Below are 26,544 nucleotides of genomic sequence, written 5' to 3'. Positions count from 1 at the left end.
AATTGATTTTTTCTGCTCAGTTAAGTTTTTTTCAATGCCCACAGCCCGGCGGGGTTAAACTTGTAGCGCCACAGGTCGCCGTTGCCGTCGAGGGCCAGCAGGTCGGTGCCTGCGGTGATGATATGCACGTACATGTCCCAGCCCGTGCCCACCAGTCTTCGGCTGCCGAATACGCCACTGTCGGAGAGCGGGAACTGCCACATGTTGCCGTTTGCTTCAATGGCCATCAGCGAATGCTCATAGGCGAAAATGTGGACGAACCCGCCCCATCCGCTGCCGATGCCTTTGATGTTGGCGAAATCGAAATTACCGTCTGCATCCAGCGGGTATTTGGTCATATTGCCGTCTGCGCTGATGCCCAGCAGCAAGCCTTTGAACGGAACGATTTTCTTCAGTCCGCCCCAGCCCCAGCCAACGGTCCTGCCGGCGCCGATCTGGCCCTGTGCGGTAACGGGATACTGGGCGAGGTCGCCGCCGCCCGCGGCATACCGGCCGATCAGGCGGTTGCCGCCGTAAAAGAAGATGATGTTGAAGATGTTCCAGCCCTGCCCGATGGTGACGGGCGCCGCCGTGAACAGGCCGCTTTGGGCATCGGGCGTGTACAGCAGCAGGTTGCCGCTCACAGGATCTTTCCGGATGAATTTTTCACCGAAACTGATGAGGTTCGTGCCGGCGGCGGCGCCGAACGAAATCGCTTTTTCCCGCGGCACTTCACCCGGCATGTACCCGCCCGTCACTACAAAATAAGTAGTGCTCAGCGCGGGATTTACCGTGCCGGTTTTGCCGGGCTGCGAGAGTGTAACGGGCAGCAGGTAACTGACGAACGGCGATAAAAAGCCTTTGGTCCGCAGCACCAGCGGCTGCGGGCCGGTAGTAAGCTGCCCTGCGGGAATGTGAACGGAAGGAGTGGTGATGCTGTAGCTGCCCTCCGGCATGGCCGGGTAATTCGTGCCGTTAGCCTGGTTAAAAGCCGCCACGGCGGCGGGCGTAACGGCAAACGTTACGGGAACGTCCGCGCCGGGCCGTGCAATGCCGCCCATGTAGGCGTTGATCGCAATGGTGTCCGGTTTGTCCGCGATCGTTACGGAAGTGGTGACCGGGCCGTTGATGGCCTGGGGCATATACAGCAGCGAATATTTTTCCATGCCGGGAAAGTCTTTTTTTACCGGCACTTCCTTTGAACAGGCCAGCAGCAACAAGGTGCAGCCAAGTGGTATGATGGATTTGTGCATCGTGTTAAATTTTTTACACCGTGATTTACCAACCGGGATTTTGAATCAGGGCCGGTGCCTTGTCTATTTCGGATTGCGGAATGGGGAAGAGGTAGTGTTTCGGCGACTGGAACACCCTTGTTTCCACCAGCGTGCGTTTGTAAAAAGCGTTATCCTGCAAGCTGCTCCCTGCGCTGATGTTCATGCCGTACACCGGCCCACCGTCGGTTTGCGCCGCAATTTTCCAGCGGTGGCAATCGAAGTAGCGGTGCGATTCGTACGCCAGCTCTACCCGTCTTTCCTGCCATATCCTGGCGCGCATGCCGGCTTTGTCGAGCCCCTGCGGCAGTTTGGGCATACCCGCGCGGGTGCGGATGGCGTCTACATACTGGTACACTTCCGCTACGGGCCCTTTGGCTTCATTGAGCGCTTCGGCATAATCGAGATACACGCCGCCGAGGCGGAAAAATATCCAGGTGCCCAGCAGGAAACGGCCTTGCGGAATATTAGCCGCGGGGTTGACGAATTTTCTCAGCAGGTAACCCGTGGTGTTATAGTCGCGCCCCGCGTTGCCCCTTCCGTCAGCCCCGCTTTGCCAGAATTGCATGCGGCGGTCCACGAAATAGGCGCCGTTGAAATTCACGGTGGCATAAAAACGGGGATCGCGGCGTACGTACATATTGCTTACACCGGCGAGCCATCTTTTGTTGGGATCGTCTGCGGCGGCATAACCGTCTTCCCGGTACCCGGAGGCCGGGTCGATGACCGGCGCACCGCCTGCTTGGTAGCCGGTAATGGGCGCGATGCCGTTATCCATTTCATATGCGTCCACCTGCGCCTGTGTGGGATTGTAGCCGTTCCATCCGCCCAGGCTGCCGGGGAATGCGCATTTTTCCATCCAGCCGCTTACGCCTGCGTTGTAGGCGAACAATACCTCGTCGTTATGATTGTCGAGGAACAGTTGCTGGTAGTTCACGACGGGGTCTGCATGTTTTTTATACAGCGTGTAGCCGGCTCCTTCGCAGATGTCTATACAGGCTTTCGATGCGGCGGCGGCTTGTTCCCAGCGCGCGGCATCGAATTGCTGCGGGAAAAGTTTGTTGCCGTCTTTGTCCGCAACATTCACATAGTCCGGATTGCCGTTAAACAACGGACTGGCGCGGTACAGGAGGATGCGCGCTTTCAGTGCGAGCGCCGCCGCAGCGGTGGCGCGGCCGTAGTCGCGGGCGGACGACAGTTTGACAGGAAGTTTCGGAATGGCCAGGTCGCATTCGCGTACGATGAAATCGATACAGCTGTCCAGCGAAGCCCTGCGCAGTTTCGAAAAATCGTCCGCCACGCCGGAAGGCGCGTCCATCAACGGCACGCCGCCGTAAATACGCACCAGCCTGAAGTGGTAGTAGGCGCGGAGAAACGTCGCCTCACCTATCCACCGCTGTTTATCGGCTTCGGAAAATACGGCGTCCAGCGGTGTTTTGGGAATGTTCACGAGAAAGATGTTGGCTTTCCGGATGCCTTCGTACATGTTTTTCCAGAGCTGGGCATCCACGTTATAAGGGTTCCAGGAGCCTTTGTTCATCAGCTTCTCGAACTTCTCGGGCCACGGGATGTTCATTTCGTCGGAGGCAATGACATACGGGTTGGGCGAGGTGCCGAGGTAGTCGGTAAAATAATATTCGTTGCCCATGGAAGCGTACGCGTCCGTCAGGAATGCTTCCGCGTATGCCCGCTTCTGAAAAGCCTGCTCGATGGTAATGGATTCGTCCGGCTGCTTGTCCAGAAAGTTTTTCTGGCAGGCAGTACCTGCAAGCAGCAATATGGCGATGTAGTATTGGATACGTTTCATAATGCCGGTTTAATGCTATTTAAAATCGATTTGCAAACCTGCGTTCAGCGAGCGCTGCAGCGGGTAGCTGCCGGTGCCGTCGTTGGATTCGGGATCCATGATTTTGATATGGTCCCAGGTGTAAAGGTTGACGGCGTTGACAAAGAAACGGAGGCCGCGTATGCCGGTGCGGGTATTGAACCGTTCCGGCATGTTATAGCCGATTTCGGCATTGCGGAGGCGCAGGTAGTTGCCGTTGCGCATCCAGAAATCGGAAGTGGTGTAGTTGTTCGGGTTGTTGCCCACATCGATGGCCGGGTATTTGGCGTTGCGGTTGCCCGGCGTCCAGCGGTTGTCGTAATACTCCCGCATCACATTGTTCACGCCGAGGCCATCTGCAAAGGCATACATGGAGGTGCCGGTGATCAGGATGCTGGTATTGGCCGCGCCGGTGAAATAGATGCTCAGGTCGAACCCTTTGTAGGCCAGCGTACCCCCGAAACCGAACGTCATTTCCGGCAGGCGCGGGTGGCCGATGGGCAGGCGGTCGTAAGAATCGATCACGCCGTCGCTGTTGATATCACGGTATTTGATATCGCCGGGGCGCGGTGTGGCGAAGGTCTGTTTGGGACTGTGATTGATTTCCGCCTGGTCTTTAAACAGCCCGTCGGATACGAGCGATACGATCTGCCCCAGCCGAAGGCCGCGTGTTTGCAGGTAAGCGTACGGCGGTGTGGGCGTGGCGTCCTCTATCACTTTGTTGCGGGCATACGTGTAGTTGCCGCGGAAGGTATAGAACAGGCCGCTTTCCGTGGTGTGTTTGATCTCAAGTAACGCATCGATGCCTTTGTTTTCCACTACACCGAGGTTGCCGTAGGGAATAGACCAGGGATAGAAGCCGGTGATGGAGGGCACTGTTTTCTGCTGTAGCAGGATGCCGCGGCGGTTTTCCCTGAAGGCGTCCACCTGTAGCGTAATGCGGTCGTTAAGAAAACCGAGGTCCAGGCCGATGTTGGCCTTCCGGGCTTTTTCCCAGGTAACGTCGGGATTGCCGATCTGGTTTTCTTCCATGCCGCGATACGTTTGCTGGTCGAGCCCGAAACGGTATTGCTGGCCGTTCAGCAGGGTAGTGGTGAGGAACAGGAAACGCGCGCCGCCGATCTGGTCGTTGCCGACCAGGCCGTAAGAGCCGCGCAGTTTGAGGTTGCTGACAACATCCAGGCCCCAGAATTTTTCATTGCTGACGATCCATCCGGCGGAGAAGGCCGGGAAGAAACCGAACCGCTTGCCTTTCGGGAAGTTCTCGGAACCGTTGTAGCCCATGTTTACTTCGGCGAGGTAACGGTTGTCGTACGCATAGGTGATCCTGCCGGCGAGACCCTGGCGGCGGTATGGCAGGTTGGTGAGCGATGAGCCTGCCGTTAGCGCCACATAGTCGCGCTGGTTGTACAGGAACATGCCGGTCAGCATATGGCCGCCGAACGTTCGTTCGTAATTCACCTGCGCTTCCATGTAAATGGCGCGGTCGCTGGACGAACCGGCGCTGTAAGCGAGCGGCTGCTCTTCGCGGTATGGTGTGCTGTAGAGATCGTTGCCGTCGGTGTCTTTACCGAGATATCTTTTTACGAGGAAGGCCTTGTGGCGGACGTTGCTGACGGAGGCGTTCCGGTCGTACGAAAACAGGCCGCGTACAGACAGGCCTTCGGTAACGAGCGACGACAGGTTCCACCGCGCGCCGAAAGTGCCTTGCAGCGTACTGTTGTCTTGCGTGGTATAACCGCTCTGCGTGGCCCTGGCCCAGGGGTTCCAGCCTACGTAGGTGGAGGAGCCGCCCGGCGTGCCGTCCGGATTGCGGATGGGGTAGGCGATGGGCGCGATCACTTTCATGGCGCTGAAAATATCGCCGGAAGCGAAGCCAGGGTAGTTGCCGTTCTGGATGATGCCGCCCAGGCCGAGCTGCATCAGAAGGTTTTTGGACAGATTGATGTCTACGTTGCTGCGGAAGTTGTATCGTTTGATCGTTGCGTTGGTACTGTATTCATAGGCAGGATCCTGTTTATACAATCCATCCTGCAGGGTAAAACCGACATTGGTGTAATATTTTATCACGTCGGTGCCGCCGGTTACGCTGAGGTTGTTGATGGTTTGCCAGGTGTTCTTTTTCAGTACGGCATTTGTCCAGTCGGAATTAGGATAGAGATACGGGTCTGAGCCGCTGCGGTATTTTTCCAGTTCTTCTTCGCTCCAGCGAGGCTGCTGGCCGTTATGCACCAGCGCTTCGTTCATCAGTCCTGCATATTCGCCGGCGTTGATGTATTGCGGTAGCCGCAGGGCTTGCAGGGAAGCGGTTTCCGTACGGAAGCTCACCTGCGGTTTGCCGGTGGCGCCGCGGCGGGTATTGATGAGGATAACCCCGTTGGCGCCCCGTACGCCATACACGGCGGTGGCGGATGCGTCTTTCAGGATGGTGAAACTTTCCACTTCCTGCGCGTTGATCTGGTTCATGTTGCGTTCCACACCATCTATCAGTACCAGCGGAGCATTGTTGCCGAAGGTGGCCAATCCGCGGATAACCACCTGCGCCGCGTCGTAACCGGGCTCGCCGGAACTTTGGCGGGTAATGATGCCGGGCAGTTTACCCGCAATGGCGTTGGAAAGCGCCGGGGTCGATACTTTCGAGATCTCGCGGGTGGAAATGCTGGTGACCGCACCGGTTACGGAGATTTTCTTCTGCCTGCCGAAACCCACCACCACTACTTCATTCAGTTTGTCGGCGGTGGACGCCATATCGATGATCACGATCTTGTTGCCGGCCACGGGGAATTCCCGGGTGGTGTAACCGACATAAGATAATACCAGCGTGGCCCGCGGCGGCACGCGGAGCTGGAATACCCCTTCCTTGTCTGTTACCGCACGGGCGCTGCCGTCTTTTTCGGTAACGGATACGCCGGCGAGCCGTACGCCGGACTCATTCAACACAGTGCCTGCCACCAGTATCCGCGCGGTGTCTGCCTGCGCGCGGGCCCTGCTGTGAAACGAAGTACAAAGCAGAAGGGCCAGGAAGTACAGGGCATAGCAGGTCCTGCCGGTTTCCGCATAAGTTTGAATTTTCTTCATAATTCATCTTGGTTGAGAACTGGTCAATAAAATGCGTGTCCACGATGCGTGAATGCGCAGAGTTACATGGTTGAATAGTGATTTATCTGCATGTCAAAGGCGTTTGTACGTGAAATATTGCTCTCTACAAGGTAAAACAATTATGCGCATATATGCAAATTAAAACCGCAAAAAAACTTATATGCGCATATTTTGCGTGATTTAAGTTACTTTGGGGCATCATTGCAGTTAATTTAACAGTATGTTGAAAGAGGAACGACATAAACTCATCATGCGGGAGGTAAACCTGCACAACAAGGTGCTGTCTGCAGACCTGAGCCGGCTGCTCGACGTATCTGAAGACACTATCCGCCGCGATTTTAAAGAACTGATAGATGCAGGTAAAATACTGAAGGTGCACGGCGGCGCCGTGAGCCCGTCATTTCACTTTCCGCACAACATGCAAAGCGACGTGTACGCCAGGGAAGCGAAACAGGTCATTGCGGAGAAAACGAAAAAACTGCTGAAGAAAGACAGTACGGTATTGATCGAAGGAGGCACCACCATCATAGAGCTGGCGAAAGCCATTTCAAACGACCTGCGCGCCACTTTTTTCGTGCTGAGCCCGCAGGTGGCCATCGCCCTGTCTGACCGCGAAAAGCTGGAGGTGATCAGCATCGGCGGCAAACTCTCTAAAAACGCCAACGTGCATACCGGCGCCAGCGTGATCAACCAGTTGGCCGACATCAAGACGGATCTGTGCATCATCGGCGCTAACGGCCTCTCTGTAACGGACGGGTTGACGGACAGCGACTGGGAAATCGTGCAGATCATCAAAGCCATGATGCGTTCTTCCCAGAAGGTGGCCGTACTGAGCATCTCTGAAAAACTCAATACCACCCAGCGCCTTAAGGTGTGCGACCTCCAGGCCATCGATTACCTGATCACCGAATTGCCGCCGGATGATGCGTTCCTGGCGCAATACAAAGGCAGTGTGGAGTTGTTGTAACATGCGGGCCGTTAAAAATCCCGGTAAACGCCCATCAGTTCCATAATGATTTAACCTGTCCGTCACCGGAGGAAGCTCTTGTTTGCGTGCGGGTTTCGCGTACCGGAAAGTCTGTGGCAAGTGTTGAAAAAAGTAATCAGGCATGAATCCCTGCAAATAAAAATCAATCCCCCGCGAATCTGAATTGCCTGCACGCAGTCCGGAAATATTGTCGCAAATTCGCCCCAGTGAAAAATAACCACACCTCATGAAAAAGTATTTCCTCCTGGCATGCGGCCTCATCCTGGCAACCATGCACGCTGCGGCGCAAAAAGCGGGCGTTCCCCGTTTGTTTACCGGTACCATCGACGGCAAGATCGGCATCACCCTGTACCTGCAGGAAGAAGAGCATCACTGCGAGCCGCGGATGCTGTACAGCGCGATCTATAAATACGACAAGGTGCCCGGGAACGATAGCTGGCTGTGGCTGGATGTGGATTATAACGAAGCCAACCAGTTCATCATGACGGAAGAAAGGTTCTCCGGCGTGATGATCCTGCGCAAGGAAAAAGACGGCTTCTCCGGCATCTGGATCCACCCTGACGGTGTGACGCAGCGGAAGGTGGTGCTGAAGCAGAAACAGGTGTCGAAGGAAGTGCTGGAAAAACACGCGGAGTATTTCGAAGAAACCAATCACCGGTATCACGACTGCTAACCGGTTCCGTTGAAGGTATGCAAACAAGGCATCAGGGGCCGTTATCACGATTGTGATCCATTCACCTGGAACATGCCATCCGCTTTATAACGATGCGGTCAATTCCGCAGGAATCTGTATAGGGGGAATTGCCCCGCCGTACAGGCGTCCATCACTTCCGTTTAAAATGAATGTCCGCAAACCGGATAAAATGCCGCCAGTCGGTTTCCGTCATGTCGTGTTCGCCTTCGCGGTTATGATAACCGAGGATGGAATTTTCCACGGCTACATTGACGGCCGGCGGTGTAGCCGGCAACGCGGAACGCAGGCCGTACAAGGCAAATACCTTCTCCGCGTTCTTCAGGGCAAGAAAGGTGCCGGTAGGGTCGGCCCAGAGGTCTTTCGTGGCATTGGTGGCGTACACCGGCCGCGGCGCGATCAGGGCGATGAGCATATGCTGGTCTACCGGCAGATCGTTTTCCCGGTCGTTATACTTTTTATAATTGTTATTGAACCAGTGGGGGAAAGTGGTGTTGATGCGGGTGATGCGCTCACCGAACTGCCGCCGCGCCAGTGCCGCGCCGGTATTGCCGGAGCAGTTGGTTACGCAAAGTGCGAACCGCTGGTCCTGCGCGGCTGCCCAAAGGGAAGTTTTCCCTCCCCTCGAATGCCCTGCCAATGCTATGCGGGAGGCATCCACAAGGGACTCTTTTTCGAAGTAGTCCATCACCCTGGAAGCGCCCCAGGCCCAGGCGCCGATGGCTTTCATGCCGTTGTCTGCGGTCAGTTGCTCCGGGTATAAACGCAGGAGCCCGTTCACATAATCCGTTTTATCGTCGGGCGCCAGGTCGCTGACATGGAAGGCGGCGATGGCATATCCGCTTTCTGTCACCAGCTCCGCCGGCCAGAAAGGGCTTTTGACTTTCCTGTCCGGGTCTGTGTTGTTTTTGCCGCGGTTGTTGATCAGTAAAAACACCGGCGCAGGCCGGGAAACGTTTTTCGGAACGAACAGCACCAGGTGGATAGACACCTGCCGGCCGGAGCGGTACACGTCGATGCGGGTTTCTTTCAGCAGGGCTTTCCCTTCCATCGCACCCGGATCTTCCCGCTCCACCGTAAAGCGGATGCTGTCGAAATCCTTCGGCATCTGCCCGTAGACATTATCTTCAAACAACCGGCGTATTTCCGGCCGTCTTACGGTTTCCCATGTACGAATATTTTTAACTGCCTGGCCCTGGAGTGTCGTGAGCGGGTCGGGGAGGGTATAGGCGGGTACTTTGGACTCGTCGTATTGTTGCGCCTGCGCGTGCAGAATGAAGGAGAGCAGTGCAAAAATGAAACCGGCTGTTTTCATGCGGAGTTTTTATGCGGGTGAGGTGGCGGCGCATAAATTTAATATCTCCCCGCAAAAATCCGGGGATTTTTTACCGGGAGGGTGTGCGGCCCCGCAGTAAACATTGCATCCTGGGGCTCATTGCCTTCCGCCACTGTGGCCTTTACGAGCTTAAAATACTTCCTCACCGGCGATGTATTTCCTTTTGAAGTGGGTGCTACTTCGTTGCCTGCTATACTTTTTCTCCAGCGCGCGTATCCTTATGAGGCAGGCATTACCTCGTTGCCTGCATGACTTTACAATACTTCTCATTGGTAACACATATCCTTAGGGCGCAGGTGTTTCGTCATTGCCTGCTGCCCGCGCCGCTTTAAAATATTCCCTCACCAGCGAAGTGTACAATTTGTTGCTGGTCACATTCAGCCGCACCTGTGCTGCATGCCGCAGCTCCTCGTCCGCCATGATGCGCTTGGCCTCGTAGTTGGCTTCTTCCATGATCTCGTTATTCCGCACCTGCTTCGGGCTGAGCGTGCGGTTGCTCATATCCGGGTATTTGCTCACCACGGTCTTGTCGCCGTATTGTTTGAAAACCACCTCCCGGCCTACGTGCCCGGACAGTTTCTTCAATAAAAGGTGTTTGCTGATCGCCATAATAGACAGATTTTAGTGACTGTTTATCCATCCTAACAGATTTTAAGGGAAAAAGTTGGGTATTCCTGGGGTTTTCTTAGGCTTTTTTCATAGAATTACCTATGATAACCCAAGAATAACCCTAAGAATACCCTAAGATGAAATCATTTTGATCGGGGACTCGCACCCGGACGCATCGTCCGAAGAAAGGTTACATGCGGTGGCGGGCCCTCCCCGACGCTTTACTTCGCACCAAAAAATCCTTCTCAGGTTTTACCCTATTCCTGCTCCAATACCACCTTCCCGCTGTCCTTTTCAAAACGGATCTGCTCACCGGTTGCGCCTGCACCAGGCGTCAGCCGTATCTGGTGGCCGTTGATGGAAATGCTGATGGTCGACGCGCTGTCTGTTCCATTAGCCTGCGCATTCTTCTCCTGGTACATCTGCAGCGCTTTGGCGAGCAGAATGGAGTCTTTCGCGGAGAGAAGCGGGATATCGGTGGTAATGCTGATGCTCGTGCTGGTGGTCGTGATGGAGTGATGGTCGGAGTAGGAAACTGCCTCTTCCTGTGGGGATTGGGGGCTGCGGGGAATGATGGTGTCCCTGGGGTGAAAAGTATCTTCCACTGTCCTGGAAATCTGCCGGCAGGCTCCCAGCAGTATGGTGCAGATCAATATGGGAATTATTTTTTTCATGGAGTGTGTTATCTGGATTACTGCCGAAGCCCACCCGCTGCGGGTTTCATTCGGTATTAAATATTTCGTTTCACCGGGCATTGTCTGGAACACTCGAAGTTCACCGGCCGTGGTTTCATTCGGCATTAAATACTTTTTCTTTCACCGGATGTTTTCTGAATCACTCATTGAATCCACCAACCGAAAATTCATTAGATATCATCCAGATCACTGGCGAACGCTGCCCGTTGCGGATTTCATTCGTTATTAAATATTCTTCTTTCACTGCATGTTTTCTGAATCACTCATTGAATCCACCAACCGAAAATTCATTAGATATCATCCAGATCACTGGCGAACGCTGCCCGTTGCGGATTTCATTCGGGATTAAGTATTTTTCTTTCACCGGATGTTTTTCTGAATCACTCATTGAATCCACCAGCTGAAAACTCACTGGACGTCATCCAGATCACTGGCAAACGCCACCCGCTGCGGGTTTTCCTTCAGGTAAAATATCTCCGCCGTTTCCTGGCGGGCAACGTCGAGGTGCAACAGGTCCACTACTTTTTTCAGGCTCACCTTGTGCTGTTGATGCCGCTCATCCGTGAACTCCAGGTCGAAGCGCACCATGGGCTGCTCATTGATATACATCCCGGTCTGGCTGGCATTGACGAGCCGCGCTGTGGTCGAAAGCCCCTTGAATTTGATGAATGCCGCATCTTTCGGGTTGGCGCCGACCCTGAGGATAAGTTTTCCGATGAGGCGATAGAACAGCAAAACGACCGGGCAAATAAACAATGGATGAACGAAACTCATGAAACGCCACCCCATCCCGAAACTTTCAAACTCATAGGAAAATACATAGTACCAGCCGATGAGAGCGACCAGCGCACACCAGCCGAGAACGATCGCAGCTACGATGGATTTGTGGATGGTGGCTTCAGTGCTGGCAAAAATGAAATACGGGATCGACCGCATGTCGCGGTCGATCAGGATGTCGATCTTTTTCCCGGGCACAAAACGATGCTCATGCGGTTTGCCGTCGTTCACCGCGGCTTTCTGGATAATGGGCGTGCCGGCCAGGTTGTTGAACGAAAGACTGAGCTGATAACTGTTGAACGCGGCGCCGTTTTTCGAAATCCTCTCGGCGGATAAAATCTCCGCACTCCGGCGCACGCCGTGCTCTTTCAGCCGCTCTATATTCCGCTTCGCGGTAAAGGTGGACAGTACCCATTTGCGGAAGTACCCCGCCAGCACAATGCACCATAGTATGACCGAAAGGGCCACAATGCCCATCGCGAGCCATGGATTTTTGCCGGGCAGTCCGTTTACATCAAACCGGTCGTTGATGTTGTAATACAGCAGCATAGGGAAACCGGTGGCGAAAAAAAGTCCGTAAAGGGCGCCGAAGATGAGAAAGGCTCGTGTCATGATGGGCTGGTTTACCGGTTAAAAGTGGGCATTTCCGCTAGCTTGATGCCATGGTCTTTGGCGTACCGGGTGCCGATGCCATGGAGCTTTTCGTATTTGGCGAGGAAGGTTTCGTACGACTTCCTGTCCAGCGCCTCCATGGCCCGGGCGATCGTTTCCGCCGGCGCTTTCTGGTCGATCATCCGGGCGATTGGCAGATGATCAGTGCGGTAGCTGTCCAGCGTAAACCGGAACAGATCCCTGGACGCATCCAGCAAAGCTTCCGTGTCGTTGGTGGCCATCAGGCCGTCCACATTTTTCAGGTAGCCTTCCACCCGCTGTATGGCGAAGCCGATCTGCTCCTCATAACTGTACGGGCCGGCGCCGGCAGATATGGGCCGTTTCCCGTATCCCAGTGCGGTGATGAAATAGTCGCTGCCGAAATGCGACACGGCATTGGCGTTCAGGGCCGCCGTATCGAAATACTTTTCGGGCGAGGCGGGCAGTTTGCAGGCCGCCAGGAAGCAGCAGCAAAAGAGGATGGTCCGGATGTAAGATCGTGTAAGCATGGTATCCGTTTAATGATGAATGAATGTCAGAATAGGCTGAAGGATGTGCTCGCGGTATTCTGCTTCCCTGTCCCGGCTCTTCCGGCTATTCCCGAAAGGCGCGCTGATCGGGTAGTTTTTGAGGAACTGGTTCTTTTTGCGGCCCATGGAATATTCCCTGTCCCCATACTCGGATGTGGTGAGTATCGTCATGTCTTCAAAGCTCATCAGCCGCTTTTTGAAGAAGATGCCATTGATCCTGTAAATCGAGCGTGTCCTTTTATCGAACAAAAACTTTGCGCTCGCGTGGAACAGGTAGTCGTAGAGGGCATACAAAAGCAGGATGCCGCCGGCGGCACAGATCACCCTGGTCACATCGGGTGTTAACTGCCGCTGGAGGAAAGGCAGGCTGGTGAATAGAGCGACGGCCAGGCAGGCCAATACCCTTATTTTCGGCAGGTAGCCGAAGTATGGCCGGATGGTCAGTTCGCAGGGCGTGATGGTCAGTTGGTACTTGTGCATGGCGTGAATTTTTCAGGCGGCTTCGAAGCCCATGATGGCGCTCATCTCGTTCACGGCGTTTTGCGCCGGCCGGGCACTGAAGAGGCCGACCACCACCGGTACCTGTTTTTCCCGGCCCTCCTGCCCGAACACCAGGAAGGCGGTGCAGTCGAGCATGATGAACCTGAACAGGTAGCTGTGGCGGAGCACGTAAAACTGCACGAACTCATCAAAACGGTAAGTCGCCTCCGCAGTCAGGGCGTTGTTTTTATGAACGACGGTTTTGGCGGCGACGTCGATCGTCAGTTTTTTGGTAGACCGGAGCAGGTTGATGAGGGCGAAGAATACGAACAAACCCGCACCCCAGAGGCCGATCTTTTTTTCCGGGGGGATCAGGAAATAGATGCCGGCGGCCATCGCCAGGCAAAGCACCGACCGGACGATGGCGGCGGATGTGTTTGACCGGAGGTGGAATTTGTCGCCCTCCTGTGTGAAATACCGATAGTGCGTCATAGCATGAATTTGATACTGCAAATGTCCCCGCCGGCGTTCCCTGTTCCAAATCCCGCTATCCTACACGGCATCTACTATCTACAAAAATCCCGTCTACAATATATCTACAGGTTTGCTTAATGATCTATAGAATTGATAATTACAGATTATTTATTTAATCAATGCAAAATGCGGGCATGGCTGATTGCAGCCTATTTATTGTAATTTGGACGCATGAAATCCTGCTTCCATATCCTGATGATGTGCATCTTCATAGCGGTGTCGTCCGGCAGCGCTGCCCAGAATTCCCTGCCGGACAGTTTGCGGTCGGCCATTAGCGGCGCCGGGCAGGAGGAAGAAAGAAAGCCTGCGTTGCTGAACCAGCTGGCCGAGATCTACCGGATAAACAAGGATTATGCGTCGGCGGAATCCCGGGCGCGGCAAAGCGCCGTCATCGCCCTGCGGCTGCGGCGGTATACCGATGCCGTTAAGGCATACACCCTTCTTACCAATATCCGCATCAACAGCCAGCAGTACCCCAACCTGAAGCAGGTGAGCGATTCCGCCCTGGCGCTGGCGCAGCAGGCGAAAGACCCGGTGGCCATGGCGTATGGGTATTATGCCCAGGTGCTGCTGTACAAAATGCTCGACAACGGGGAAGAGGTGGTGCGCTTTTGCAACCAGGGACTCAAAGAACTGGAGCGCGCAGACGACCCGTACATCGCCGGCAAAATCTATTACCAGCTGTATGCCGTGTACGCCGGCTGGAACAACGAAGCCCGGATCAACATCTATGCGCGGAAAGCCACCGAAAACGCCCTGCTCACCAAAGACTATAACCTGCTGAGCAATTGCCTGATGGCGATGTCTACCGCCCATGAGTATAATTACAACGCCACCAAAAGCGCCCCTCAACTTGACAGTACCCTGTTGTACCTCAACCGGGCCGGGTCGCTTTACCAGCAATACCCCGGGCGGGTGGCCAACTACACTTACGCCATCGCCTGCGTCAACCTGGCCAACTATTACCTGCGATATTTTCCTGAAACCGACAAAGCGGCCGAAGCCCAAGGCATTCATTATGCCAACACGGCCCGGGCCGTATTAAGAGGTGTGCCCAACTGCGAGGAAGTAGTGGGCAGCAGCCTGGGCATCCTCAGTGAATACGCCTCCCGCGCCGGCAACAAGGCGCAGGCCGGGGAGCATTTGCTGGAAGCCTGGCGTGTGATGAAAGCCACGCCGTCGCCTTATTATTATACGCTGATCAATGTGGTGCAGGCGCTTTCGCAGTATTATGCGGCACAGGGGGATTATAAAAAAGCCCTGGAGTTCCAGCAGGCGGTAACGGAGTACAGCAACAAGAACTTCAACCAGAAGCAGGCGCTCAATGCCCAGAAGCTCGACATCCAGTACGAAACCGAGAAGAAAAATAACGAAATGCAGATGCTGAAGGAGCAGGAGCGGAGCCGCCGGCTGCAGAACTATTTGTATGGCTCCATCGCCGCTGCCGCTGTGCTGGGGCTGATATTCATGTTCCGCGCGTATCATTTCAGCGTACGGTATGCCGCCCAGCGCGAAAAGCAGCTGCAGCTCGAAAAACTGGAATCCGAGCTCCAGGTAAAACTCGAAAAGGAAGAGCAGGCGCGGCTGAAAGCGGAGCAGCAACTGTTGGAAACGCAGCAGCAGCAGTTGAAAAAAGAAGTGATGGCGAACGTGCTGCAACTGGAACACAAAAACCAGACGCTGCTGAATATCAAAGACAAGCTGGCCGGTGGCGACCCCGTCAACATGCAGAAAATCCTGAAAGAGGAAATGATGCTCGACGGTAATTTCGAACAGGCCAAAATTCAGATACAACAGGTGCACCCCGATTTTTTTTTCCTGCTCAGCGAAAGGGCCCAGAAAAAACTCACCCTGCTCGATCTCAAACTCTGCGCCTACTTTTATCTCCAGATGGATACCCGGCAGATTGCGCAACTGATGCACATAGAGGCCAAAAGCGTCAGGATGAGCCGCTACCGCATCAAACAGAAGCTGGGCCTCGACCGGGAAGACGACCTGAATAGCTTCCTGCAGGGGCTCGGGGCCTGATGAACAATAATGTGCCGTACTGTTATTTTGGTAAACCCGGTAGACAGTTGAATCCCGCCTTCATCTCCTTCATGATCGAATGACACAAGCTCCCTGCTATATCGCCTCCATTGTCATATTACTTTCAGAATTTGTATAACCAATATGTTTGTGTGGATAGAAAAGAATATTTTCAAGGTATCTATTCCCGTGATGAAGCGAACCCTTGACTAGTTTGTTGTTGTATGATATATTGTAGCCTTTCGAGCAGAGCACCGAGATCCTCTTTTTACACTCATCAAGGAAATAAATAGTTATTGTTTCGCATGTGCGTAGGGGAACACCCTTGTCTTTAATTATCGATATAAAACCAAAATCCAATGAGACACACACTATGCACGTTCCTGTTAGGGGCATGTCTGCTGGCGGCAGCCTGCAGCGCCTCGCGCAAAGCCCGTACGGCCGGGATGGCTCCACCCGGCAATAATACCGCCTGGATCCAGATGATGGACGACCCTAAAGTCAATTACTTCGCAGCAGTCAAAGTATTTGAGGAATACTGGAAAGACAAGCCCCGCCCGACGACCGAGCATGAGCTGTTCTCCGCAGAGGATAAAGATGCGGCACTCCGCAGCAGCAGCTACAGCACCAGCCGTAACCCGGAAGACCCGGCCGTGAAATACCGCTTCGAGTACAAAAAATTCCTGCATTGGAAAGAAGAAGTGGCGCCCTATGTGCAACCCGACGGCCGCATCCTTACGCCGGAAGAACGCATCAACATATGGCAGCAACAGAAGGCGCAACGCCAGTAACCATCAGGCTTTTCATCTTTTAAACACATTTTATGCAAAAGATCACTACTCTTTTGGCAGGTTTCCTGCTGCTGACGGCGTATGCCCTGAAAGCCCAGACCAGTCAGCCCTGGACCGAAATCGGCCCCATCAAATTCCCCACTAATAAAGTTGGCCAGATCAATGGTATCGGCCGCATCGTGCAGATCAAGTTCCATCCCACCACCGCAGCGAAAATGTACGCCGTGAGCGCGCACGCGTTGTGGAAAACCACGGATACCGGCAGAACCTGGGCCATCGTACCGGGCACCGACGATATGCCTACCATGGCCTGCGCATCGGTGTGCGTAGACCGTACCGACGAAAACATCATGTACCTCGGCACCGGCGATCCGAATTATTACAGCCAGTCGCTTGGTGTGTGGAAGTCGACCGACGGCGGCGTGCTGTTCAACCGCATCGGCGAAAGCACCATCGGCTCGAGGATGGCGGTGGAAATACTGCAGTCGCCTTCCGCTACCAACACGCTGCTGGCGGCCACGAACGACGGTATCTGGAAAAGCACCGACGCCGGTGTGACCTGGACCAAAACGCAGGCCGACGTCAATTTTTGCGACATGCGGGTGAATGCGGCTTCGGGCAGCAATACCGTGTACGCGATTACGCGGCAGGCGGAGTTTTATAAATCCACCGATTTCGGCGACACCTGGACGCTCATCACTTCCGTTGCGCCCGCCGTGCCCGGCAGCGGCAGCCGCATCGCGGTAACACCCGCCAATACTTCCGTGGTGTATGTCAGCTGCATCGGCAGCAACAACGACAAAGGCGGCATCATTTATAAATCCACCGACAGCGGCAATACCTTCACGCAAATCCGCGGCGACATCACGCCCAACCTCGCCGGCTACTCCGGTACATCCGGCGGGCAGGGCAACTACAACTTCGACATTACCGCCGGCTGGAGCGATGCGAACACGCTGTTCCTCGTATCGCACCTCGTTTGGCGCAGCCTCGACGGGGGCGTTACCTGGAGCCAGATGCAGACGAACTGGGCCACGGAGATCCATACGGACATGCACTGCATCCGTTATCATCCGCTTATCCCTACACAGATATACAATTGCAACGACGGCGGCATCTGGATCAGTACCGATGGCGGCAGCCTCTGGACGCCGAAGTCGGACGGCCTTGCCTCTACGGAATTTTATCACATGGGCAACAGCCACAAAACCATCGGCGTGATGGGCGGCGGAACGCAGGACAACGGGGAGGTGTATTACAACATCAACACCTGGTACACCAACCGGGGTGGTGACTACACGCCCTTTTACCAGTTCGACCGCACGCTCACCAACAGCGCCTATTACGGTGCCACCCAGCGCCGCGAGCTGCTGGCGAACACCACCCAGAATCTTGGTTTGCCCGCCGCCGCCACCGGCGCCACGCGCATCGCTTTTTCCCGCGATGCCAATATCGCTTTTGTAGGGAACGACACAATTTTCCGCACATCGAACATGCAGACCAATCCGCCGACGTGGACGGCCATTTACAATACCGCCAAGTCGCTGAAAGCCATCGAGCCGTCGGCCGCCAACACCAGCTACCTGTACCTTGTATTGAACACGGAATTTTACATCAGCCAGAACGCCACAGCCGGTACGCCGGTATTCACCAAACAAAGCGACGTGCCTGCCAGCATCACCGGCGGCGTGCAGATCGCCACGGTGGCCAACGATCAGAACGTGGTGTATCTTTCCTGCGGCAGCCGCATGTACCGCTCTACCGATGCGGGCGTTACCTGGACCAATATCAGCGGCTCGCTGCCCACGGTGAACATCCGCGAGATCATCACCGATACCACGAGCACCGACGAAAGCACTTACCTGATCAACAACGTGGTGTATTACAAGAACAGGAACATGACGGACTGGATCGTCTATTCTCATGGCATGCCTTCCAGCAGCCAGTTCCGCGACATCGATATTTATTATTCCGGCGCCACCAAACTGCTGCGCGTAGGCACTTACGGGCGCGGCATCTGGGAAGTGCCGCTGGCAACGGCTGCTTCGGTGCTGGTGCCGGGCGGTGTGTATGAAATCAAATCCGCGGCCGCACTCACCCGCAACGTCGACGTGCCGGGCAGCGCCACCACCAATGGCACCGACCTGATCATTTATTCAGACGGAAATACCAACAACCAGCGCTGGCAGATCGCGCACCTCGGCGGCGGGTATTACAAACTGATCCCGCAGCATGCCACCGGCAAGGTGATGGACGTAGAAGGCGCCGCTACCGCGAATGGTACGCCGGTGCAGATTTACGACAGCGCCAGCGTGCCCCAGCAGCAATGGCGCATTGAAGGCGCGGGAGGCGGTTATTATCGCCTGGTGCCCAAACATGCGCCGGGTAAGTCGCTCGACCTCAACGGCGGCACCGATGCGAACATGACCAAAGTACAGATCTGGGACAGCAACAATACCAACGCGCAGAAATGGCGCTTCGACCTGATCAGCAGTCCGCCGGCGCCGTTGCTTATCGCCGCCAGCGGCAAACAGGAACCGGTGCAGGAAATTGCGGCCACCATGCCGGTGCGGTTGTATCCCAACCCTGCCAGCCAGTCGGCCGTGATCGAATTCTCCAACACCAAAGACGCTACCGCATTGCTGACCGTATCTACCAGCGACGGGCGTGTGGTGATGTGGCGCAAGCAGCAGCTGGTGAAAGGTGTAAACAAGGTAACGCTGCAGGTGAGCGAGCTGGCGAAGGGTATTTATTTTATCAAAGTGGATACCGGCAGCCAGTCTGTAACGGAGAAGCTCGTGGTACAATAATTTTTCGGAATCTACTACGGACAATGATATGTTGAAACACAAACTGATTTTTTGCTCCCTGTTGTGGAGCGGGCCGGTACTGGCGCAGAAAGCTGCGCCGGATACGGCCCGCCCCCTCCGGGAGGTGATCGTGACGGCCAATAAATTCGAAGAGAACCGCCGGCACGTGGCGGCCAAGGTGGAAGTGCTGCAGCCCGACGATATCGCGCGCTCGTTGTCGAACAACACCGGCGGGCTGCTGGAGCAGAGCGGGAAAGTATTCGTACAGCGCAGCCAGCTGGGCGGCGGCAGCCCTGTGCTGCGGGGATTCGAGGCCAGCCGCATTCTGCTGGTGGTAGACGGGGTGCGGATGAACAATGCGATTTACCGAACGGGCCATCTGCAAAACGTGATCACCATCGACGATGATATCGTAGACAAGGTGGAAATCCTCTTCGGTCCCGCTTCCACGATATACGGCTCCGACGCGCTCGGCGGCATTATCCATTTCCAGACCCGCAAGCCGGCGTTCTCGGAAACCGGGCGCGTCTATACGAAAACGAACATCGCCGCGCGTTACAGCAGCGCGTACGGGGAGTACACCGGGCATGTGGATGTGATGGCGGGAGGGAAGCGCCTCGCTTCGCTGACTTCTTTCAGCTACAGCAATTTCGGCGACCTCCGCGCGGGCAGCAACCACCGCGATGCGTATGGCGACTTCGGGAAGCGGCCTGCCTGCATTACGCAGGTAAACGGCATCGATTCCGTGATGCGGAATGCGGACGACCGCGTGCAGCGCTTCAGCGCCTACAAACAGTACGACCTGCTGCAGAAATTGCGCTGGCAGCCCAAGGCCGGTCATATTCATGAGCTCAACCTGCAATATTCCACCAGCAGCGACATCCCGCGGTACGATAGGTTGACCGACCGCCGCAATGGCCAGCTGCGCTGGGCGGAATGGTACTACGGCCCACAGGACCGGCTGCTGGCATCTTACACCTATAATGCCCAACGGCAGGGCCGTTTCTTCGACCGGCTGATGGCCGGGGCCAGTTACCAGCAGATCGAGGAAAGCCGTATGCAGCGCGCGTACCGGAACGACACGCGGGAGCATCGTATCGAGAATATCGGCGTAGCCGCCTTTCATGTCGACCTGCGCAAAAGCAGCGGCCGGCATGAGCTGAGCACCGGTGTGGACGGGCAGTTCAACTTTCTGCAATCCACCGCCTTCCGCATGAATGTAAAAAGCGGCGCGAAAGGGTACGGTCTCGGCACGCGGTATCCCGATGGCCGGAATAACATGTATTACACCGGTGCCTACGCGCAGCATTTGTGGAAGATCGTTCCCGGCAAACTGATTCTTAACGACGGCCTGCGGGTGAACTACGTGAGCCTTGAAAGCAGTTTCCGCGACACGGCGATTCTGCATCTTCCCTTCACCGAAGCCTCGCAGCGGAATGTAACGTTCAGCGCCAATGCCGGCCTGATCTATCTGCCCGATGATGCTACAAAACTGACGTTTAACACCAGCACCGGCTTCCGCGCCCCCAACATCGACGACCTCGCCAAGGTATTCGAATCCGCCGGCGGTACGCAGCTGGTGGTGCCCAATCCCTCGCTGCGCCCGGAGCAGACGCTGAACTTCGACCTCGGCGTGAGCCGGCATTTCGGCGGATGGGCTACCGTGGATGCGACGGCGTTTTACAGCCTGTTCCGCAACGCCATTGTGCTGGACCGTTTTACGCTCAACGGCGAGAGTGAAATTCTCTACGACGGGAAGATGACCCCGGTAGTCGCCAACCAGAACAAAGCCAGCGCCAGCATCCGTGGTTTGCAGGCCGGTGTGGAGCTGGAGCCTGTTGAAGGGCTGGCGCTGAACAGCACCATCACGTATACGCATGGCCGTTATAAAGGGAAAGACGGGAAACAGGTGCCGATGGACCACATCCCCCCGCTGTTCGGCAAAACCGGCGTGCAATACCGATACCGCTTCATGGAGCTGGAAGCGTACGCACTCTATAACGGCTGGAAACGTCTCAAAGACTACAACCCTTACGGGGAGGACAACCAGCAGTACGCCCCCGCGGAAGGTATGCCGGCCTGGTATACGCTGAACTTTTCTTCCGTATGGAAATTAGGTTCGCGCTTCCGGGTGCAGGCCGCCGTGGAAAATATCCTCGACAGGCATTACCGCCTGTTTTCGTCCGGCATCAGCAGCGCCGGGCGGAACGTGGTGCTGAAAGTGAATGTGCGGATATAGTATAAAAAAGCGCCCCGATCACTATCGGGGCGCTTTTTTATACGCTGTTCTTAGGCAAACTACCGGTACCGGGTGACGGCCGGCAGGATGAACGCCTGCAAAAGCGGGGTAACTTATCACGTCGCGCGGAAAGGAGGAAGGTTAAACGCATGTGGGGAACACCTCCAACTTTTCGAAATAAAAAAGTGCGCACCCGCCCCGCTCGAGGATGTAAAAATTTATTACTTTTCCTGCATGATGAGATGGCTACTCCTTTTTGCAGTGTGTTTGTACATCGGCGTGCCGGCCAGGGCGCAGCTGAATATGGATAGCCTGGGCCGGGTGCTCACAGATAAAAGCCTTCACGCGCCTGAAAGGATCAGGATCCTGAACCAGCTGGCGGCCTATTATAATAAGGACTCTACCAACCACGCCCTCGTGCTGGCCAACGAGGCCTACCTGCTGTCGCTGAAGGAAGAAAACACCGCCCTGCAGGCCGCGTCCCTGCTGAACCTCTCGGAAGGATACCTGTATAACGACCAGTACGACCAGGCGCTGAACTATGGCTATACCGCGCTGGACCTGTGCCTCGCCGCCAAAAACGACAGCGCCATCGCCCGTTGCGTGACCAACCTGGGCTGGATATTTTACGATACCGAGAACACCCAGTTTGCCCTCCAATACCATCAGCAGGCGCACGACATCTATCGGAAAGCCGGCAATACCCGCCGGCTGGCCGTGTCGATGAACGCGCTGGGGCTGGTGTACCTGCTGAAAGATGATTTCGAGACGGCCCGCCGGTACTTCGACAGTACCTTCGCCATCGCCCGGCAGCACGGCATGGACAACATGATGGCCGCCGCCCTCAGCAACCGCGGCATCTGCGAAAATGAATTCGGGCAGTACCGGGAAGCCATCGCGGATTTTGACCAGTCCCTCGCCGTTTACAGCCGCACGGAAGTATTGTCGCACGCCGAGGTGCTGAACCAGATGGCCTATTCCCGTATCATGCTCAAGGAATACCCCGAAGCGGAACGGCTCCTCCGTGACGCCAGGGCCCTCATCGCCCGGTCGAATTCCAATACGAAAAAAGAAAAACTGCTCGATAACCTGACCAACTCCGTTTTGCTGTACCAGGAACTGGGGGAATACAAAAAGGCCTTCGAAGAGCTGCAGGAATACACCAAAGTCCGGAACCAGATTCTTTCCAAAAGCAAAAGCGAAGCGATTTCGGCCCTCAAGCTCAAAAGGGAAGCCCAGGAAAACGAAACCCGGATCATCACCCTCGTGGCCCAGAAGGAGCTGCGCGCCTTCCAGCGGAACGCGCTGGCTGTGGGGGTAGTCCTTATTATTATAATAGGACTGCTCTTTTACAGCAAGCTGAGGCAAAAGCAGAAAAAAGAACAGGAGCTGGAGGCGGTGCGGCGCGCCCTGATCAAACAGGAACTTGACGGCGCCCTCATGGAAAAGGCGGCCCTGAACGACAAGCTGGAGTTCCGGGACAACGACCTCAAAAATTACGCGCTCTACATCTCCCAGCGCAACGAAATGATCCGGCACTTCATAGACGAACTGACCAGTCTCGATATCCACAACGAGGCCAAAAAGGAAAACATCGCCCGCTTTAACCGGATGGTTCATAAATTCCAGCACGACCTCGACATCAATAAAGACGCGCAGGATTTCAACCTTTCCGTAAACGAGATACATAAAGATTTTTTCTATAACCTCCTGCAACAATTCCCCGGCCTCACCGAAAATGAGCGCCGCCTTTGCGCGCAGATCCGCCTGAACTTATCTATTAAAGACATCGCATCCCTCAATAATATCTCCGTAAAGTCCGTGGAAATGGCGCGCTACCGTCTGCGGAAAGTATTCAACCTCGAACACAAAGACAGCCTGTCTGACTTCCTGAAAAATTTCTAATTACTTATTTATCAGCTTGTTAACTCCCCTGTAGAGGTCATGTAGAGGTGCCTGTAAGGCCTGGATAGAGGCGTCGGATGCCGCTGCGCCTGTTTTTCTGCTCTATTTTACTTTCCTGTTTCAGTACTGCCTTTTCACGTCCATTTTCAGATAACCTATGCGTGCAGTAGCTGGATAAGTCCATGTTATTTTTTTCAAAAAAACCAAAAACCAAAATGCGTATGTGGAAACTATTACGGGGGAACGGAATATTATTATTCCTTTTTTTAACCGGGTTAACGGTCATCGCTCAGGCCGCTCCCGCCAGCTGGACCCTCAAAGGTAAAGTGACGGACACGAATGGCAAGCCCATCCCGGGCGCCAGCGTGGGGGTTAAAAACACATCTGCCGGAACGCTCACCGGAGAAACCGGCGCCTTTACCCTGACGGTCCCCGAAAATGCCACTCTGGTCATTTCCTCGATCGGGTTTCAGACCCGGGAAATTGTGCTCACCAGTAATAAAGACCTGGTGGTAGTGCTGGAAGAAAACGTAAAAGGCCTCGATGAGGTATTGGTGATCGGGTATGGCACCCAGAAGAAAGGCGACGTAACGGCTGCGATTTCTTCCGTGAACACCAAGAACCTGTCGAAGCAGCCCTCCGGCAACATCGGCACCATGCTCCAGGGGCAGGCGGCCGGCGTGATCGTGAGCGCCGGTACGGGCAACCCGGCCGCCAACCCGGTGGTGCTGGTGCGCGGGCTCAACAGTATCAATAACTCCAACCCGCTGTATGTGGTGGACGGGATACCCCTGGGCTATGCGTACGACATCAACCCGAACGACATCGAATCCGTGAGCATCCTCAAAGACGCCTCCGCCGCCACCATTTATGGTGCCCGTGCCGCGGGCGGGGTGATCATCATCACCACCAAAAAAGGAAAAACCGGCGAGCCGCGGATTACCTTCAACTCTTACGTATCCCTGCATCGCCTGAACAACAACATAGACCTGCTGGGGAAAGCGCCCATGAACAAGGTGGTGAAGGAAGCCTACGCCAACGACGGTGAAACGCCGCCCATCTATGTGCAGGACGACAGCAAATATGCGAACTCGGACTGGCTCGGGGCTTTCACCAAACAGGGCGTGGAGCAGAAATATGACGTGGATGTAGCCGGCGCGTCGGAAAAAATATCCTACCGCCTGTCGCTGGGCCACTGGGAACATTCCGGCTCCATCATCAATTCCGGTTCCAAAAGAGACAACGTGCGCCTGAACACGGAGATCAAACTGCTGAACAACCGTCTTAAAATAAGCCCCATTCTCGCTTACACCCGGTTCAACAATAAAAACTTCGGGGATGTGAATGGTGACGGGAACGCCGGTTTTTCCCCGATCATGAACGTGTACAACACCCTTCCCCACAAACGCATTTACGATGCGGCGTCGGTGAACGGGTTCGCCAAACCTGAAACAGAGCTCGGCTCCGGCAACCCGGTGGGTGAAAGAATGCTGAACAACGGCAGTACGATCGACGATCACCTGCAGTTCAACATCGCCGCCGATCTGAAACTGTGGAAAGGATTTTCGTACAACTTCACGTTGGGCCGCAACATTGTGAACACCTTCGATTATACGCAAACCGACCCGTACGACTTCGGCGCGCAGGCGCTGGTGGAAAACCCGAGCCGCTCCGAAAGCCGTGGAAGGAATGAGTTTACCGTGTTCACTCACCTGCTCAACTATGAAAAACAACTGGGCGACCACAATTTCAAAGCCATGTACGGTTTCTCCCGTGAGAAATCCGTGAGCCAGGGTACTTCCGGCGCAGGCAATCACCTCAGCAGTCCGCTGATCGAGTCGCTCTCTGGCCTGATCATCGACGGTACGGGCGACTTTATCCGCGCCGGCGGCTGGAACTTCTCCAGCACCCTGCAATCATACTTCGGCCGCGCGAGTTATAATTATGACGATAAGTACTTCCTGCAGGCGAGCCTTCGCCGCGACGGCTCTTCCCGGTTCGGGTCGCTGAACCGTTACGGTAATTTCTATTCTTTCTCCGCCGGCTGGAACCTCCACAAGGAAAACTTCTTCAACATTCCCTGGATTTCCGAGCTGAAGCCCCGCGTGAGCTACGGCACCGTGGGCAACCAGAACGTGAGCAACTTCCAGTACCTGGCCAAGATCTTCCTGGCAGGCTCCGACCCGTACCTGAACTATCCCTTCGGCAGCTCGCTGAGCCAGCAGGTATACGTGGGCGCAATTGCGGCCACCCTCGCCAACAACAACATCAAATGGGAGCAGACGGCCACGCTCAATGCCGGTGTGAATTTCGGTTTCCTGAAAGGCGCCATCACCGGCAGCTTCGACTATTTCAGCTCGAAAACGTCCGACATGCTGGCCGAAACGCCTATCCCCACTTCATCCGGCATCACGGCCCTGCCGCTGACCAATATCGCCGACATGGAGAATAAAGGATGGGAGCTGACCGCCACGTACCGCCCCGCTCCAAGGGCTTTCAACTGGGATGTGACCGTGAACGTATCGCACAGCCGCAACAAGATCATCCGCCTGGGTTACGACGAAGGCGTGATCGCCGACGGGTATGTGGACTTTAACAACCGCGGCACCACGCTCACCAAAAAAGGCGAAGCCCTCGCATCTTTCTATCTCTACAAAACCGCCGGTATTTTCCGTTCGCAGGCCGAGGTGGATGCGCATGTGGGCAAAACCGGTGATCCGCTGCAGCCCAATGCCAAACCCGGTGACCTCCGTTTTGTGGACACCAACGGCGACGGCGCGCTCGACGATAACGACAAACAACTGATGGGCAACGGCCTGCCTAATCTCGATTACGGCCTCACCTTCAACGCGAGCTATAAAAACTTCGACCTGATGGTGTTCTTCAACGGCAAACAGGGTCAGAAGATGTACAACGGCGCGAAGATGTTCCTGTACCGTTTTTATCGTTCCGCCGACCTGCTGAACGCCTGGAGCCCTTCCAACCCGAACGGCTCCGTGTACCGCCTGTCCAACGCCGACGAAAACGAGAACCTCCGCGTGTCCGATTATTTCCTGGAAGATGCGTCGTTCCTGCGTTTGCGTAACCTGCAGATCGGTTACACCCTCCCGCAACAGCTCAGCTCCAGGATGCACCTCGACCGTTTGCGGATTTATGCGGGCGCTTACAACCTGCTCACGTTTACGAAATACACCGGTTTTGATCCGGACCTGTCCAACACCGGCATTTTCAGCCGCGGGATAGACCGTGGATATTACCCGCTGAGCCGCTCTTTTGTGTTCGGCCTCAACGTTGGATTCTAATCTA

Annotated in this window: 18 protein-coding genes; 8 read left to right on the top strand and 10 right to left on the bottom strand. The window is 55.2% G+C overall.

The genetic code is table 11. The annotated features are described in order from the left end of the window. Positions 1-20 precede the first annotated feature (20 nt). Genes EGT74_RS04400 through EGT74_RS04390 form a run of 3 tightly spaced genes read right to left on the bottom strand, consistent with a single transcriptional unit; the run spans position 21 to position 6,153 of the window. Positions 21-1,232: a BT_3987 domain-containing protein gene (locus EGT74_RS04400; protein WP_123845315.1), complete on the bottom strand. Its 1,212-nt coding sequence runs from the start codon at positions 1,230-1,232 to the stop codon at positions 21-23. Positions 1,233-1,257: 25 nt separating this feature from the next. Further along, entirely contained in the window at positions 1,258-3,057 is a 1,800-nt protein-coding gene (locus EGT74_RS04395) for a RagB/SusD family nutrient uptake outer membrane protein (protein WP_123845314.1), read from the bottom strand. A 15-nt stretch (positions 3,058-3,072) separates the two neighbouring features. Then, positions 3,073-6,153 (bottom strand): SusC/RagA family TonB-linked outer membrane protein, encoded by a 3,081-nt coding sequence (locus EGT74_RS04390; protein WP_123845313.1) that lies wholly within the window; start codon positions 6,151-6,153, stop codon positions 3,073-3,075. Positions 6,154-6,394: 241 nt separating this feature from the next. Here EGT74_RS04390 and EGT74_RS04385 point away from each other — a divergent pair, with 241 nt between their 5' ends. After that, positions 6,395-7,141: a DeoR/GlpR family DNA-binding transcription regulator gene (locus tag EGT74_RS04385; protein WP_123845312.1), complete on the top strand. Its 747-nt coding sequence runs from the start codon at positions 6,395-6,397 to the stop codon at positions 7,139-7,141. A 247-nt stretch (positions 7,142-7,388) separates the two neighbouring features. Further along, entirely contained in the window at positions 7,389-7,835 is a 447-nt protein-coding gene (locus tag EGT74_RS04380; protein ID WP_123845311.1) for a hypothetical protein, read from the top strand. Positions 7,836-7,986: 151 nt separating this feature from the next. On the opposite strand, the gene EGT74_RS04375 is transcribed toward EGT74_RS04380, so the two are convergent. From EGT74_RS04375 to EGT74_RS04345, 7 genes are all read right to left on the bottom strand, one after another. After that, positions 7,987-9,168 (bottom strand): alpha/beta hydrolase family protein, encoded by a 1,182-nt coding sequence (locus EGT74_RS04375; protein WP_123845310.1) that lies wholly within the window; start codon positions 9,166-9,168, stop codon positions 7,987-7,989. 306 nt (positions 9,169-9,474) lie between these two features. After that, entirely contained in the window at positions 9,475-9,798 is a 324-nt protein-coding gene (locus EGT74_RS04370; protein ID WP_123845309.1) for a hypothetical protein, read from the bottom strand. A gap of 257 nt (positions 9,799-10,055) precedes the next feature. Beyond that, positions 10,056-10,472 carry a hypothetical protein gene (locus EGT74_RS04365; RefSeq protein ID WP_123845308.1) on the bottom strand — a complete coding sequence of 139 codons (417 nt, stop codon included), beginning with the start codon at positions 10,470-10,472 and terminating at the stop codon, positions 10,056-10,058. Positions 10,473-10,901: 429 nt separating this feature from the next. Next, positions 10,902-11,882, bottom strand: a complete 981-nt coding sequence (locus tag EGT74_RS04360; protein WP_123845307.1) for a hypothetical protein — start codon at positions 11,880-11,882, stop codon at positions 10,902-10,904. An 11-nt stretch (positions 11,883-11,893) separates the two neighbouring features. Continuing rightward, positions 11,894-12,430, bottom strand: coding sequence for a hypothetical protein (locus EGT74_RS04355; RefSeq protein ID WP_123845306.1), 537 nt, complete (start codon positions 12,428-12,430; stop codon positions 11,894-11,896). Between the two features lie 9 nt (positions 12,431-12,439). Then, positions 12,440-12,931 (bottom strand): hypothetical protein, encoded by a 492-nt coding sequence (locus EGT74_RS04350; RefSeq protein ID WP_123845305.1) that lies wholly within the window; start codon positions 12,929-12,931, stop codon positions 12,440-12,442. A 12-nt stretch (positions 12,932-12,943) separates the two neighbouring features. After that, complete coding sequence (locus EGT74_RS04345; RefSeq protein WP_123845304.1) at positions 12,944-13,423, bottom strand: hypothetical protein; 480 nt, start codon at positions 13,421-13,423, stop codon at positions 12,944-12,946. A gap of 213 nt (positions 13,424-13,636) precedes the next feature. On the opposite strand from EGT74_RS04345, the gene EGT74_RS04340 reads away from it, so the two are divergent. The 6 genes from EGT74_RS04340 (at position 13,637) to EGT74_RS04315 (ending at position 26,540) form a co-directional block, all read left to right on the top strand. Beyond that, positions 13,637-15,493, top strand: coding sequence for a helix-turn-helix transcriptional regulator (locus EGT74_RS04340; RefSeq protein WP_123845303.1), 1,857 nt, complete (start codon positions 13,637-13,639; stop codon positions 15,491-15,493). Between the two features lie 359 nt (positions 15,494-15,852). Continuing rightward, positions 15,853-16,284, top strand: coding sequence for a hypothetical protein (locus tag EGT74_RS04335; protein ID WP_123845302.1), 432 nt, complete (start codon positions 15,853-15,855; stop codon positions 16,282-16,284). Positions 16,285-16,316: 32 nt separating this feature from the next. Next, complete coding sequence (locus EGT74_RS04330) at positions 16,317-19,094, top strand: RICIN domain-containing protein (protein WP_123845301.1); 2,778 nt, start codon at positions 16,317-16,319, stop codon at positions 19,092-19,094. Between the two features lie 28 nt (positions 19,095-19,122). Beyond that, on the top strand, positions 19,123-21,333 hold the full coding sequence (locus EGT74_RS04325) for a TonB-dependent receptor plug domain-containing protein (RefSeq protein ID WP_123845300.1): 2,211 nt from the start codon (positions 19,123-19,125) through the stop codon (positions 21,331-21,333). A 234-nt stretch (positions 21,334-21,567) separates the two neighbouring features. Continuing rightward, a complete protein-coding gene (locus EGT74_RS04320) occupies positions 21,568-23,238 on the top strand; it encodes a tetratricopeptide repeat protein (protein ID WP_158617999.1) in 1,671 nt (556 codons plus the stop codon). A gap of 221 nt (positions 23,239-23,459) precedes the next feature. Beyond that, positions 23,460-26,540, top strand: a complete 3,081-nt coding sequence (locus EGT74_RS04315; RefSeq protein ID WP_158617998.1) for a SusC/RagA family TonB-linked outer membrane protein — start codon at positions 23,460-23,462, stop codon at positions 26,538-26,540. The last annotated feature ends 4 nt before the right edge of the window (positions 26,541-26,544 follow it).

It is taken from the genome of Chitinophaga lutea, assembly GCF_003813775.1.
GTDB classification, from domain to species: domain Bacteria; phylum Bacteroidota; class Bacteroidia; order Chitinophagales; family Chitinophagaceae; genus Chitinophaga; species Chitinophaga lutea.
This window is presented reverse-complemented; position numbering and strand designations above follow the sequence as displayed.

Coding starts and splice junctions, on each gene's coding strand:
- EGT74_RS04400 (WP_123845315.1), bottom strand. CDS start 1,232: ATGCACAAATCCATCATACCACTTGGCTGCACCTTGTTGCTGCTGGCC.
- EGT74_RS04395 (WP_123845314.1), bottom strand. CDS start 3,057: ATGAAACGTATCCAATACTACATCGCCATATTGCTGCTTGCAGGTACT.
- EGT74_RS04390 (WP_123845313.1), bottom strand. CDS start 6,153: ATGAAGAAAATTCAAACTTATGCGGAAACCGGCAGGACCTGCTATGCC.
- EGT74_RS04385 (WP_123845312.1), top strand. CDS start 6,395: ATGTTGAAAGAGGAACGACATAAACTCATCATGCGGGAGGTAAACCTG.
- EGT74_RS04380 (WP_123845311.1), top strand. CDS start 7,389: ATGAAAAAGTATTTCCTCCTGGCATGCGGCCTCATCCTGGCAACCATG.
- EGT74_RS04375 (WP_123845310.1), bottom strand. CDS start 9,168: ATGAAAACAGCCGGTTTCATTTTTGCACTGCTCTCCTTCATTCTGCAC.
- EGT74_RS04370 (WP_123845309.1), bottom strand. CDS start 9,798: ATGGCGATCAGCAAACACCTTTTATTGAAGAAACTGTCCGGGCACGTA.
- EGT74_RS04365 (WP_123845308.1), bottom strand. CDS start 10,472: ATGAAAAAAATAATTCCCATATTGATCTGCACCATACTGCTGGGAGCC.
- EGT74_RS04360 (WP_123845307.1), bottom strand. CDS start 11,882: ATGACACGAGCCTTTCTCATCTTCGGCGCCCTTTACGGACTTTTTTTC.
- EGT74_RS04355 (WP_123845306.1), bottom strand. CDS start 12,430: ATGCTTACACGATCTTACATCCGGACCATCCTCTTTTGCTGCTGCTTC.
- EGT74_RS04350 (WP_123845305.1), bottom strand. CDS start 12,931: ATGCACAAGTACCAACTGACCATCACGCCCTGCGAACTGACCATCCGG.
- EGT74_RS04345 (WP_123845304.1), bottom strand. CDS start 13,423: ATGACGCACTATCGGTATTTCACACAGGAGGGCGACAAATTCCACCTC.
- EGT74_RS04340 (WP_123845303.1), top strand. CDS start 13,637: ATGAAATCCTGCTTCCATATCCTGATGATGTGCATCTTCATAGCGGTG.
- EGT74_RS04335 (WP_123845302.1), top strand. CDS start 15,853: ATGAGACACACACTATGCACGTTCCTGTTAGGGGCATGTCTGCTGGCG.
- EGT74_RS04330 (WP_123845301.1), top strand. CDS start 16,317: ATGCAAAAGATCACTACTCTTTTGGCAGGTTTCCTGCTGCTGACGGCG.
- EGT74_RS04325 (WP_123845300.1), top strand. CDS start 19,123: ATGTTGAAACACAAACTGATTTTTTGCTCCCTGTTGTGGAGCGGGCCG.
- EGT74_RS04320 (WP_158617999.1), top strand. CDS start 21,568: ATGATGAGATGGCTACTCCTTTTTGCAGTGTGTTTGTACATCGGCGTG.
- EGT74_RS04315 (WP_158617998.1), top strand. CDS start 23,460: ATGTGGAAACTATTACGGGGGAACGGAATATTATTATTCCTTTTTTTA.